The following is a 13,700-nucleotide window of genomic DNA, read 5'->3' as shown; positions in this document are numbered from 1 at the left end:
TTTAAAAATAGATTGCGGTTCGAAGTGGTACATCTATAGATAAACTACTTCATATTAGAACTTATCCAAATAAAGGTTCGTAGAACCATCGAAATCTTTATTTGGAGTTTAAGGATTGAAGTAGTTTATCTTATTAAGCGGAATAGATATCCCAGTTCTATAAGTCAAAATATTCTAGAAGCCATTTTAACTATTAATGGTACTTTGATTAAGTTATAGATTGCATTTGGAACTGGTTTATCTATATAAAAAGCAATACTTAAGTAAATATAAATGACACTAGATATAGAATCCTATAAAAAATTTATCTTGTTCATAAGTTTTATATACAACTAATTTATTATAACAGATTTTTATATAAATTCTTAACAACAAAAGTATACCCTAATAACAGCTATACTTCAACAAAGTGGACATATTTACTCCTATTTAATTATGGATTTACTACTTAAATATAGCATTAAGTATATTGGTTAAAACATTAAGGGAAGCAATTAGCTTGCTTCCCTTAAAATTATACTATGTTTAAGAAAATTGTTGAAATTAATTGGTTATACATGAGACGCTCTATGAGCGAGCTATTAGAATTAAATGATTTTTTCAGATGGAATGGCGTTAATAAACTGTACTGTTCGAACGTAGTGAGTTTACAGTTTTAGCCATGGAATATGACAAAATCATATTAATTCTTTGCGTAAGCTCATTAAAGCGTTGGATGATTAACCGATTAATTTCAACACGGTGCTTTAACAGCACCTAAAATTAATATCTTATTCCACTCCAATATACATTATCCTTAAGAATAGCCTTAGGACCTAGTTCAACATCCTTTAATGCCCACTTCTTAAACTCTTGGAAACCAGTTCTATCAACTATATATCCAATATGTTCTTTTCCGCCTGGAGCATCTTTATCTATATATTCTCTTACGTACTCGTAAGTATTCATTATTATTTTCTTAATGCTTTCCTCATCAACCCAGATTATAAAATCTTCTGCAAGTCTTGGGTTCTTCTTTCCTGATCTACCCATTATAGCAAGTCTATAATATTTCTCTTCACTTCTAGTCCAAGCTCCAGTTGGGCATTTACCAACACATTCGCCACAACCTATACACTTATCGTGATCTCTAACAACCTTGAAGTTTTCAAACTTTAAAGCTCCAGTTGCTCTCTTCTTACAGTTTGTAACACAAGCTTGACAGCCTATACATCTATAAGCATCATATTGGGGTTCAGTCATTCCTATGATACCAAAGTCATGTTGTCTAACCTTTAAACAGTCATTTGGACAACCTGTTAAAGCTACCTTTACATGAAGATCATCTGGAAATATCATCTTTTCAATTCTTTGAGCAAAAGCAGTTGTATCGTAGTTAGCAAATGGGCACACCCTATTACCTATACAAGAAGTCACATTTCTAGTACCTGCTGCTGGGTATCCTTTACCCTCTTCTTCTTGATTTATCTCTAATCCTTCAATTAAATCTTGAAGCATTAAGTTTACTTCATTCATGTCCTTCATATCTATTCCAGTGATTTCAAATCCCTGTCTTGTAGTTATGTGAACTGAACCATCTCCAAACTTTTCAGCAATTTCACCAATCTTAGCTAAATATCTTGAATCAAGATGTCCACCTGGTACTCTTATTCTTGATGAAGTTATTCCTCTTTTTTTAGTAACTCTGAAGGCATTTTTTTTAAGTGCTTTAGTGTTTATATCCATTTTATTTACCTCCCTCTAATCTCTTAGAAGCTTTCCAACTGAATAATTAAATACAGGACCATCTAAACATACATAAGTGTCATCAATCTTACAATGCCCACATTTTCCAAGACCACAGCACATCTTTCTCTCGTGAGATATCCATATCTTTTCTTCTTTAATCTCTCTCTTTAAAAATTCTCCTACTGTAAACTTCATCATCATTGGAGGTCCAACCACTATAACTTCTACATTTTCCATATCATCTATCTGTAACTCTGGAATATATTTAGTAACTAGTCCTACATTACCTTCATAACCTTCTGGTGCAGTATCTACAGTTAATATATGATTTATATTATTCTTCCAAACTTCCATATCATCTTTAAATAACATATCAGTAGGAGATTTAAATCCAGATATTAATGTAAATTTCTTAGCCTCGCTAGGATTTTGTGAGAAATAATCTACGATTCCCTTTACTGGCGAAAGACCTGTTCCACCTGCTACAACTATAACTTCTTTTCCTCTATAGTTTTCTATATCAAAGCCATTACCATATGGTCCTCTTAAAAACAATTGCTGACCAACATAGTAATTAAATATTTCCTCTGTAACTACTCCAACTCTTCTTATTGTAAGTTCTATATAATCTTCGCCTATTCCACTTACTGATATAGGAGCTTCCCCGTATTTTGGAAGAGAAACTTCAAAGAATTGTCCTGGTTTAACATCACCTTTAAATGAAAGTCTAAAAGTATATTCTATTTCTGTATGCTTTTTTATATCTAAAATCGTTGACTTTGATGGCATATATGGATTATTCATTTGCTTTCACCTCTTCCATTCCTTTTTCTAGTTTATTTACACAGTTTGAGAAGGATATATATTCTGGACAGATATCATCACATCTACCACAGCCAACACACATGTTATATCCCCACTTCTTCTTATAATCATATACCTTATGAAGAACCTTAAATCTCATTCTTTGTCCCTTGTCTAGTCTAAAACCATGGCCTCCAGCCATATTTGTATACCCATCTACTTGACAAGAAGCCCAAACTCTTCTTCTCTCTCCAGCCTTCTTGTTATCTTTATAGAATATATCCTGCATTGTAAAACATGTACATGTAGGACATACAAAGTTACATCTTCCACAAGCTATACATCTTGCTGAGTATTCCTTCCACATAGAAGAATCCATAACTTTTAAATCTAAGTTTTCTGGTATGTTAACCTTTACTCCATTTTCAGTAACAAAATCAACCTTAACTTCTGCTTCTTCTCTTGAAAGATCCTCTAATATAGCTTCAAGTTCAGCATCTTTAACATCAAAATAAACCATATCAGCTTCAACTTTTATATAAGCTTGCTGTTCGTCAGTTTTATTTGTTCCCATGCTTACGCAGAAGCAGTTTTCAAAACTTTCACTACATCCTATAAGAACAAATTTTGTTCTTTCTCTAAGAGCTTTGTAGTACGGATCTTCAAAGCCATTTCTTAAATATATATCATCAATTCTTCTTATGGAATGCATATCGCAGCTTCTTAAGAAGATTATCGCGCCTTTTTCCTCTTGCTTTGGTTCTATCCACTCATCTTCTGTAAAATAGAACATTGTTTGAGTGATTGGAAGTAATACTTCCTTATATGAAAAATCTGATTTTTTATCAAATACAACTTCATTTATATCGCTTATTTCGCCATATCTAACAACATCAGTGTCAGAATAACTTCCTTTACCTTCAAATACCTTTGGTGCAAATATCTTATATTTCTCTGAAAGCTTTTCTAAGTACTCATTATAACTTTCTACGGTCATCTTAAATCCCATAATAACACTCCTTATTTTTCTCTAGATATTAAGTAATAAGGTATTGCTAATATTACAGCTCCACCAACAATATTGCCTAAAGTTACAAATGTTAAGTTATGAACAAATCCACTTAAGCTTATAGTAGCTGGATGTGGAATAAATAAACCTATTGATAAAAGTGTCATGTTTGCTATGCTATGTTCAAAACCTGCTGTTATAAATACAAATAAACACCAGAAGATCATAACTAACTTTCCGATTTCTTCTTTCATCTTGAAAGTACACCAAACTGCAAGACACACTAATAAATTACACAATACTCCTCTAACAAAAAGCTCTTGATTTGATAGATGCATTTTTGTATTAGTTGCACTTAATATAAACTTTCCAACTGGTCCTGAAGCTAGTCCACTAGAATAAAATAAGAAGGCACCAAACACTGAACCTGCAAGATTACCTATAAAACTTACAATCCAAACCAATATAACGTCTAACCATGAAACGGTTTTCTTTAAAGCTCCGATTGTCATTACAAAGTTATTTCCTGTAAATAATTCTGATCCAGCAAAAACAACTAATGAAAGTGCTACCCCAAAGGATGCTCCCATTGCTATTTTTGTAGCTGGTGAGCTTGCTGCTGATAGTAATCCACCTACAGTAAATATAAGCATTATACCTAATCCTACGTACAATCCTGCAAAAGCTGATGACAATAAATAACCAACTTTATTCTTTCTTAATAATTCACTTTTTCCTTTTGCTGCCTGGGCAACTTTGTTAATTTCTTCACTAAACATAATAAATCCCTCCCGTATACCATTAGTTTACTAAAAAAAATAAAAGTAGACTGTGATAAATATCACAGTCTACTTTTATTTTTTTACTGTATAGATATAAAAAAGAACCCTTTAAAATCAAGGGTTCCTCCTAAATATCTATGTATACTAACTTTCAGTATAGCTTGATATTGTGTCTTGTGTTACGTTTATTGCATTGTTAACAGCATCTAAAGATCTTTGGATCTTTTGTCTGTTTTGATCCTTTTCAACTGTGTTTAGAGCATCTTGAAGATGTTGTTTACAGTGATTTAACTCATCAAAAGTTGTTTGTACATTTTGTCTTGCATTTGCCATTGCAATTCCCTCCTTTATATTTTATTGAGGCTTACCGTGAAAGATAATATATATTTTTTAAAGCCTACTTTTGAACGGTATTATTATGTGCAGTTAAAACAAAAAAAATTCTCTCTTAATTTTTAAATTAATTTTATAATTGCATCGCTGCAAAACTCTTTAAAGTGTCAGAAGCACTCTAACTTAATTTCAATTATTATACTTAAGTATTAAGATACTTAAAATTTATGTTATTGTGTATCTTTTATCTAAACTCTGATAAAATGAATTTATATTTTCTTTAAGAAGGGATAACATGACTGAATTTAATTTTGATTACATTAAAAATTTAGAGATATTTGCAGGCCTTGACGAAGAGTTTTTATTAAAACTTTATACTCTTGGAAAAGTAAAAAAATTTAATAGGAATACTCATGTTTTTTTAGATAAAGATATGGTTAACAATATATTTATTGTTTTGAAGGGCAAGTTTTCTTTATATAAATTAAGCGAAAATGCTCAGAAGAAAGTTGTTTTTATCTTAGGCGAAGGAAAAATTCTGAATGAAGTTATTTTAGATGACTTACCTGCATCCATCTGTTGTGAGACCTTTGAAGATGGATATCTGCTTGTATATGATAAGAAAACTTTTATAGATCTTATGGAAGAAAACTTCGCTTTCACTAAAAACGTTATAAATTCTTTAGCTAAAAAGGTTAGAAGGCTTTATAGACAGATGAAAAATACTACACCTATAAAGATAGAGAAAAAATTAGCAGCAAAACTTTGGAAACTTTCTAAGGATTATGGTGTTTCTCATCCTTTAGGAACTTTGATTAATCTTAACGTATCAGTTACATATCTTGCTGATATGTTTGGTAGTCAAAGAGAAACTATATCTAGGGCTTTAAAAAGATTACAAGAGCTAGATTTAATAATAGTTGAAAGCAAAAAATTTTATATTCCAGATAGAAACAAACTTTCAGACTATTTTAAAGATATTTAATGAATATTTATTATCTGATATAATAAATATCACATAAAATTAGATATTCTTAAATTTCAACAAGGCGATTCACTATAAATATGATAAAAGGAGATTAATTTATGAACGAGGGACAAGAAAGATTTTTAGGTTATATTTTGGAGAGAGTGCAAGAAGCTAAGGCACTACTTGCTGATAACTTCAAAAAGCAAGCAGAAGGAACCTTCACTGCTGAGGACGCACAACAATTTGCTATAAAGATTATCACTTTCCTTAAGCCTGAAAAAGTAGAAGAAGTGCAAGCTGTTATGAAGCAATTTGCTCAAAATCCAGCTCATTAATTCATAAAACTTTAAATATAAAACGTCTAATATTAGTAATTTTTTAGTTAAAAATTAAATTATTAATAAATATAAAAAACTTGCAGGAAGCTAAAAGCACCCTGCAAGTTTTTTATATTATAGTTTCTTGCAGATTGCTTCTGCAAATTCAGTGGTTGTAGCACTTCCACCTAAATCTCCTGTAAGAACCTTGCCTTCTAAGAATACCTTAGAAAGTGCAGCTTCTATCTTATCAGCATGCTCATATTCACCTATATGTCTAAGCATCATTATGGCAGATTGTATAAGTGCTGTTGGATTAGCTTTGTTTTGACCAGCTATATCAGGAGCACTTCCATGAACAGCTTCAAAAACTGCATAGTCTTTTCCTATGTTAGCCCCTGGTATTATACCAAGTCCGCCAACAAGACCAGCACACAAGTCTGATAGTATATCTCCATAAAGATTAGGCATAACCATAACATCATACTTTTGAGGATTTATCACTAAATTCATCGCTGCAGCATCTACAATTAAATCATTAAAATTAATCTCAGTGTTATGTTCAGCAACTTCTCTTGCAGTATTTAAGAACAATCCATCGGAAAGCTTCATTATATTTGCCTTATGAACTGCTGTTACGGTTGATCTCTTATTATTTTTAGCATATTTAAAAGCAAATTCTACTATTCTTTGTGATGCAGGCTTTGTTATAAGTTTTATGCTCTCAGCACCGTAATTGCCAATCTTGTGTTCAATACCAGCATAAAGATCTTCTGTATTCTCTCTTACTATAACCAAGTCTATATCTGAATATCTTGATTCTATTCCTTTAAAACTTTTAACCGGTCTAAGATTAACATAAAGATCAAGATTTTGCCTTAAGGTAACATTAACACTTTTAAAACCTTTTCCTACAGGAGTTGTTATAGGTCCTTTTATTGCAATTTTATTTCTCTTAATAGCTTCTATAACATGGTCTGGAAGTGGCGTTCCATATTTCTCTATCTGAGCTTCTCCTGCTTGAACTTCTTCCCACTCTATTTCTACTCCTGATGCTTCTAATACCATCTTCATGGCATTACTAACCTCAGGTCCTATTCCGTCTCCAGGTATCAAGGTTATCTTATGCATTCTCCATACCTTCTTTCATTAATTCCTTTGTATAGTTAAGTTTTCCACCACATAAAAGTATTTCTATTTCTCTTTGTGATAAATCAGCGATTACCGCAAAACTAGTTCCATTAGTTTTATTTTCTACAACCAACTTACCACTGTGTATGTCTTTTTCTATATTATTTATCACTAAATCATCTAAAAGCTCTAACGTATCATAATCAGCTTCATTTTCAAAAGTTAACGGTAATATACCACTGTTTATTAAGTTTGCTTTATGAATTCTTGCAAAACTTTTTACTATTACAGCCTTTACGCCTAGATATAATGGTGCTAATGCAGCATGCTCTCTACTTGAACCTTGACCATAGTTATTACCACCAACTATAAATCCACCATTGTATTCCTTAGCTCTTGCAGGGAAGTCAGTGTCTACTGTATTAAAACAGAAATCTGCAAGATAAGGTACATTAGATCTATATGGAAGTAACTTTGAGTTTGAAGGCATTATATGATCTGTTGTTATATTATCAGAAACTTTTAAAAGATTTTTCCCCTCTAAGCTATTCTTTAGTGCAACTCCATTTGGAAATGGCTTTATATTAGGTCCTCTTACTACTTCAACCTCTGCTGATGTCTCAGCTGGTTTTAATATCATAGAATCATCTAATATAAATCTTTCAGGAAGTTCTATATTTATATCAGCTTTTAATTCTCTCGGATCTGTAAGCACTCCTGTTATTGCACTTACAGCTGCAGTTTCTGGACTTACTAAATAAACCTTTGCTGTTAAAGTTCCACTTCTTCCATAGAAGTTTCTATTGAAGGTTCTTAGTGAAACTCCTTCTGTTCCAGGAGCCTGCCCCATGCCTATACATGGTCCACAGGAGTTTTCAAGGATTCTTGCACCTGCACTTATGATGTCTCCTAACGCTCCATTACGAGATATCATCTCCATAACTTGTCTTGAACCAGGAGCTATAACTAATGACACATCTGGATGAACCTTATTACCTTTTAGTATCTTAGCTACCTTCATCAAATCTTCATAGGAAGAATTTGTACAGCTTCCAATAGCAACCTGGTCAACTTTAATCTTACCTATAGTTCTTATTTCTTCAACATTATCAGGACTATGTGGCTTTGCAGCAAGTGGCTCTAATTTTTCTAAATCTATAGTGACTTCTTCATCATAGATAGCATCTTCGTCAGGTAAAAGTTCCTTCCACTCATTTTCTCTACCTTGGGCTTTAAAGTATTCAAAAGTCTTTTCATCACTTGGGAATATAGAAGTTGTTGCTCCAAGTTCAGCTCCCATGTTTGTAATAGTTGCTCTTTGAGGAACCGAAAGTGACTTAACACCTTCACCACCATACTCAAATACTCTTCCTACTCCGCCTTTTACTGTAAGTCTTCTTAAGACTTCAAGTATTACGTCCTTTGCCGAAACCATAGGTGATAACTTACCAATAAGGTTTATCTTACATACCTTTGGAGTGTTTATAAAATAAGCGCCTCCTCCCATAGCAACTGCTACATCAAGGCCACCGGCACCTATAGCTATCATCCCCACACCACCAGCTGTTGGTGTATGGCTGTCAGAACCAATTAAAGTATCTCCAGGAGTTGAAAATCTTTCTAGGAAAACTTGATGACATATCCCGTTACCTGGCTTTGAAAACAGCACTCCATATTTCGCTGCAACAGTTTGTATATACTTATGATCATCAGCATTTTCGAACCCCTGTTGAAGCATATTATGATCAACAAAAGCTACTGATCTTTTAGTTTTTACTCTATCAATACCCATTGCTTCCAATTGAAGATAAGTCATGGTACCAGTAGAATCTTGAGTAAGTGTCTGATCTATCTTTATTCCAATTGGCTCTCCTTGGATAAGCTCTCCTTCAACTAAATGCTTTTCTAAAATTTTATATACTAAATTTAATCCCATGTTTATTCCTCCTTGTTTTCACTATTATAGATATAATACTTTTCATAGCATCAGATTTTAAAAAACTCTTAAGATAGCAATAATCTATTAGAATTTTGAAATTACTTACATGCCTAAGCAGTATATCTTATCTTTTTGTATAATCCTTATATAACTGCACAAGTTCTTTATCAAAAAGACTTCTTTTTAGTTTTACTGATAATTCTCTTACCATAACAAGAAGTTCATCAGCATCGTGTTGAGATAGCTCTATATCATATTCTTTAAATTTATTTACAATAGCAGCCTTACCAGAATGTTTTCCAATAACGATTTGTCTTTCTAAACCTACTTCTGAAGGTTCAAAGACTTCATAGTTTAGTGGATTCTTAAGTGCTCCATCTGCATGTATTCCTGATTCATGCGCAAACATATTAGAACCAACGATAGCTTTCCATGCAGGAAGTTCTCTTCCAGAAGCCTTAGATACATATTCTGAAGCTTCTTTAAACATCTTTGTATCAACATGCACATCATAGCCATAAACATGTTTCAAGGCCATTAATACTTCTTCTAAGGCCGCATTACCTGCTCTTTCACCTAGTCCATTTACAGTAACCCCCAAATGAGTAGCCCCACCAGCAAGTCCAGCTAGTGCATTTGCTGTAGCCATACCAAAGTCATTGTGAGTGTGCATTTCTATATCAAAATTTGTATTATCTCTTAAAAAACTTATCTCTTGTTGTATCTTAGCAGGGTGCATTATGCCTACAGTATCACAATATCTAAATCTGTCTGCTCCTGCCTTTTTTGCTTCATTTATGAACTGCACTAAGAATTTATTATCAGCTCTTGAAGCATCTTCTCCATTAACTGATACATAAAGTCCATTTTTTTTAGCAAACTCAACTGCCTTAAGCATATTTTCAATAACCCATTCTCTAGACGTCTGTAGTTTGTGTTGTATATGGATATCAGAAACTGATATAGAAATAGCTACTGCATCTACCCCGCAGTCTATTGATTGCTCTATGTCGCTGATTACAGCTCTATTCCAAGCCATTATGCTTGATTTAAGTCCCTTTTTAACAATAGCTTTAATAGCCTGTTTTTCATCTCCACCCATAGTTGGAATACCTACTTCAAGCTGATCTACCCCTAGATCACTTAACATCTCAGCTATAGATATCTTTTCATGATTTGCAAATACAACACCAGCAGTTTGTTCTCCATCTCTTAGAGTTGTATCCACAATATAAATTTTCTTGCCTGTCTCCTTTTCAAAAACAGCCATTTAGAACCCCCCTTTCATAATCGCAAACAAAAATAAAAATAACTACATCCATACATAAATTATTATTTATCATTTTTAATTATAATTTTTTACGTATAGTTGTATACAAAAAATATTATAAATCATTCTACCATATTTATTTCAATAATACTATACTATTTATACTAAATTCACAATTAATTTATTATTCTTCTATATTATAGGCAGTATCATTAAATATTTACTATTAAATTTAAAAATACATTAACAATATGTTAAATAAACTTTTCATTAAGTAATAAAAAAGAAGCTTTAACATAATGTTAAAGCTTCTTTTCCATGCTCATTGCAAGTGTAAAATATTTTATTGCTTCTCTTATTTCACCTATTTCATGATACATATTTGCCATCTCGATATATCTGTTGTATCTTTGTGCATAATTGCCAAACTTCATCAAAGAATCTATCGAAAGATTCATATACATCTCTGATTGTTCGTATAATCCTTTTTTCTGAAAAACGAATGCTTTTAAATAATAAGATCTTTCAATCAACCTCACATTATCGCATCCTATTGCTATATTTAAAGCTTCAGATGCCATTTCATCTGCAATTTCAAGTTCACCATTTTCAATATAAATGGTAATAGCTTTATTTAATAATTCACAGTAAAAATCCTTATTTTCTTTAGGCAGCATGTCCATAGCTTCACGAACTTCCTTTATGCCATTTTCCCTATCATCGATCTTAAAATAGGATTCGCCATAAAAAAGCTTAGCTTTAGCTAAATCCTTAGCACTTTCCTTAAGAAACTCTGAGGCTTTCTCTATGTATTGGCTGCTTTCTATGTTATTGAACATTATAAGCAGGCCCCCGTACAAGCTTAAAATCTTGCCTTTAATTATCATGTCTTCTATTTCTTCATGTTTTTTCATATAATCTCTTAGAAGATTATACGCTAAATCATCTTTTTTTAATTTTAGATAGCATTCTGCCTCAGAGTAAATTATATCTGCCACAAAGTCCTGTTTTATAATTTGACGGCTTATTCTTAATTTACTGTAATATGCTAATGCTTCATTGTATTCTTTATTATTAAAAAAGTATTTTGCCATATCTCTGTAAAATATATATGTTTTGTCTGTTAACTTTTGAGCTACTTCATAATATCCATTCATCATATCTTGTATCTTTTTATACTTTAGCTCTTCTAAATAATACGTAAAAAGAAGATGCATAAACTCAAAAGCTAATTCTGAATAATTGTAGTATGTAGAATAGCTAACACATAACTTCAGCTCATCTTCATAATTATCATTTTTCAAGCCTTGTTTTATCAATTTAAGATTACTTTCTAATTGATCTTTAACATCTTCATTTAAATAATTTATATCTAAATCCAGCTTCTTTGCCACAATCTCTAAAATCCAAGGCTCAGCCTTAACTTTTCCATTCTCTATGCAACTCATCTTAGAAATAGATATATTTTCATCGCATAACTCTTTTAAAGTTATTCCCTTATATATTCTAGCCCTTTTTATCTTTTCACCAGTTGATAAAATCTCCATTCCCCTCACCTATCAAAAAAAACTAATTTCTAATTATACCTAATTTTTTAAAGATTCCTACGCCTTCATCTAAAAATCTAGCTGCTTCAGTATCTTTCTTTTGATCTAAGTAGAACTTACCAAGCATTACAGCAATCTCTCCTGCTTTTTTAAAATTCTCACTATCTTGGGACACCTTAAAGGTATCTAATAAAACTGATTCAGCTTCTAAATAGCTTTCCTTTATCATTAATACTCTGAATTTGATTAACATGAATTCAATAATATCTGAGTAGTTACTTGGATCTAGATGATCTTCAATATCTTTCATAACAGAGGTACAGCTTGCAATATCTTTTAGCTTTATATAATTTTCACAAATATTGATTAAAGTCTCTGGTAATCTGCTATCCTTATTTTTCTCCCTTAGCTCTTTTGCTATATCATAATGCTTAAAGGATTCTTCAATGTTTTCAAACTGATAGAAGAGTCTACCTAGATTATTTTCTATGTAAGAAATATTTTCTAAATCCTGCAAGTTTTTATAAACCTCTAAAGTTTTCTTAGAATATTTTATAGCATTGACTAAATCTCCACTTTTATTATATTCTTCTGATATTAATAATAGTGTCTTTGCATATTTCTTTTGGTCGTATATTTGCTCAAACTTTTGTTTTGCAAGGAATGCATAGTTCATTGAATTTTTAACATCTTCTAGCTTAAAATAAGTTTTCGAAATAGTAAAATATATCTCTCCAAGCAAGAAATCATCACCAATATTTTTATCTATATATAGTTTTTCTGCTTGTTTAAGGTATGAAGTAGCAGAATGGTAAGCCTTTAGTTCAAGGGTTATCTTACCTAAATACAAGAAAGTTTGAACCATTTCCTCGAAATTATTATTTTTTATAAATATAACATTTGCCGAAAGAAAAAACTGCTGTGCTGAAACATTTTCTCCTTTTGCCATATAAATTTTAGCTCTCAAATATAGATTTTTAGCCTTTCTATATTCAAGGTTATACTTCTCCGCATAATAAAGTGAATTTTCTATATATCTTTCTGCGGTAATTGTATCATTGTCTAATATATATGATTCTGCCACTTGCTCAAAATAAGTACATATATTTTCTGCTTGAGTTTCTTCTGACTCCATTAAATATTCTACTGAAGTTTTTAGTGTTGCAGCAAGATATTCAAGTAAATCCATAGACGGATTTGATCTTCCTGACTCAACAAGACTTATCTGACCTGGTGTTATTCTATCACCAGCTAAATCCTTTAAAGTCATATCTAATTCTTTTCTTCTTCTTTTTATCTTTTCTCCTAGTGAAAGAATCTCCATACACACTCTTCCTTTTTCCTTAATTATGTAATTTTTTTTGAATCAAAATTATAATTTATTATATCACATAATTCAACTAATAAAATCAAAACATTACAAACTTCTTCTAATTTTTATTTTATTCTCTACTTTTTCTAGTTTTTTTTGTAATATTATATACCTTTACCATTAATTTTTAATTACTGTAATAAATTTCTTAAAAACCTATAGTTACATTATTCATTCTTATGATCCTTAAATTTAAAGATTTTTTATAGATAAACTACTTCCAAATTAAATCTATATTTGATAATCCTATTACCATTAATAGCTAACAGAAATATCACTTAGTTTTATTATATACAACTAGATTATCTATTCCTCTGAATTGATAATCTACTTCAATCCCTAGACTCGAAATAAAAATACTCGAGGAGTAATCCCAATGTCATTAAGTTAAGAGTGATTAAAGAAGCTATTACACAACGTGATAGCTTCTTTTTTAGCAATTAGCTTTGGAAGTGCAATCGGAATAAGGAAAGTAATCGGAAAATATGCATGCAAATA

The 13,700-nt window shown here is 31.4% G+C and carries 13 protein-coding genes; 3 read left to right on the top strand and 10 right to left on the bottom strand.

What is annotated here, in order from left to right; translation table 11 throughout:
- The first annotated feature begins 521 nt into the window (after positions 1-521).
- Positions 522-659, top strand: a complete 138-nt coding sequence (locus JHL18_RS25745) for a hypothetical protein (protein WP_207753098.1) — start codon at positions 522-524, stop codon at positions 657-659.
- A 103-nt stretch (positions 660-762) separates the two neighbouring features.
- Here the strand turns inward: JHL18_RS25745 and asrC are convergent, their stop codons facing one another.
- The 5 genes from asrC to JHL18_RS23310 form a co-directional block, all read right to left on the bottom strand.
- Positions 763-1,725 (bottom strand): sulfite reductase subunit C, encoded by a 963-nt coding sequence (gene asrC, locus JHL18_RS23330; RefSeq protein ID WP_200273778.1) that lies wholly within the window; start codon positions 1,723-1,725, stop codon positions 763-765.
- Positions 1,726-1,740: 15 nt separating this feature from the next.
- Positions 1,741-2,532 (bottom strand): anaerobic sulfite reductase subunit AsrB, encoded by a 792-nt coding sequence (gene asrB / locus JHL18_RS23325; RefSeq protein WP_183276472.1) that lies wholly within the window; start codon positions 2,530-2,532, stop codon positions 1,741-1,743.
- Positions 2,525-3,541 (bottom strand): anaerobic sulfite reductase subunit AsrA, encoded by a 1,017-nt coding sequence (gene asrA / locus JHL18_RS23320; protein ID WP_200273776.1) that lies wholly within the window; start codon positions 3,539-3,541, stop codon positions 2,525-2,527. Before asrA ends, asrB begins: the two co-directional genes overlap by 8 nt.
- 11 nt (positions 3,542-3,552) lie before the next feature.
- Positions 3,553-4,320 carry a formate/nitrite transporter family protein gene (locus tag JHL18_RS23315; RefSeq protein ID WP_200273774.1) on the bottom strand — a complete coding sequence of 256 codons (768 nt, stop codon included), beginning with the start codon at positions 4,318-4,320 and terminating at the stop codon, positions 3,553-3,555.
- Positions 4,321-4,467: 147 nt separating this feature from the next.
- Positions 4,468-4,656: an EscE/YscE/SsaE family type III secretion system needle protein co-chaperone gene (locus tag JHL18_RS23310; RefSeq protein ID WP_200273772.1), complete on the bottom strand. Its 189-nt coding sequence runs from the start codon at positions 4,654-4,656 to the stop codon at positions 4,468-4,470.
- Positions 4,657-4,951: 295 nt separating this feature from the next.
- On the opposite strand from JHL18_RS23310, the gene JHL18_RS23305 reads away from it, so the two are divergent.
- Positions 4,952-5,641 (top strand): Crp/Fnr family transcriptional regulator, encoded by a 690-nt coding sequence (locus tag JHL18_RS23305; protein ID WP_200273769.1) that lies wholly within the window; start codon positions 4,952-4,954, stop codon positions 5,639-5,641.
- 101 nt (positions 5,642-5,742) lie between these two features.
- Positions 5,743-5,961, top strand: a complete 219-nt coding sequence (locus tag JHL18_RS23300; RefSeq protein WP_200273768.1) for a hypothetical protein — start codon at positions 5,743-5,745, stop codon at positions 5,959-5,961.
- Between the two features lie 117 nt (positions 5,962-6,078).
- Here JHL18_RS23300 and JHL18_RS23295 read toward each other — a convergent pair whose 3' ends face one another.
- The 5 genes from JHL18_RS23295 to JHL18_RS23275 form a co-directional block, all read right to left on the bottom strand.
- A complete protein-coding gene (locus JHL18_RS23295; RefSeq protein WP_200273766.1) occupies positions 6,079-7,074 on the bottom strand; it encodes an isocitrate dehydrogenase (NAD(+)) in 996 nt (331 codons plus the stop codon).
- Entirely contained in the window at positions 7,067-9,010 is a 1,944-nt protein-coding gene (locus JHL18_RS23290; RefSeq protein ID WP_200273764.1) for an aconitate hydratase, read from the bottom strand. Before JHL18_RS23290 ends, JHL18_RS23295 begins: the two co-directional genes overlap by 8 nt.
- A 127-nt stretch (positions 9,011-9,137) precedes the next feature.
- The gene (gene nifV, locus JHL18_RS23285; RefSeq protein WP_200273762.1) at positions 9,138-10,283 is read right to left on the bottom strand and encodes a homocitrate synthase; all 1,146 of its coding nucleotides are present in this window, start codon (positions 10,281-10,283) and stop codon (positions 9,138-9,140) included.
- A 302-nt stretch (positions 10,284-10,585) separates the two neighbouring features.
- The gene (locus tag JHL18_RS23280) at positions 10,586-11,830 is read right to left on the bottom strand and encodes a helix-turn-helix domain-containing protein (protein ID WP_200273760.1); all 1,245 of its coding nucleotides are present in this window, start codon (positions 11,828-11,830) and stop codon (positions 10,586-10,588) included.
- Positions 11,831-11,852: 22 nt separating this feature from the next.
- Positions 11,853-13,154 (bottom strand): helix-turn-helix domain-containing protein, encoded by a 1,302-nt coding sequence (locus JHL18_RS23275; RefSeq protein ID WP_200273758.1) that lies wholly within the window; start codon positions 13,152-13,154, stop codon positions 11,853-11,855.
- Positions 13,155-13,700: the final 546 nt, after the last annotated feature.

Origin of the sequence: Clostridium yunnanense (assembly GCF_016595795.1) — a bacterium.
Taxonomy (GTDB): domain Bacteria; phylum Bacillota; class Clostridia; order Clostridiales; family Clostridiaceae; genus Clostridium_AR; species Clostridium_AR yunnanense.
This window is presented reverse-complemented; position numbering and strand designations above follow the sequence as displayed.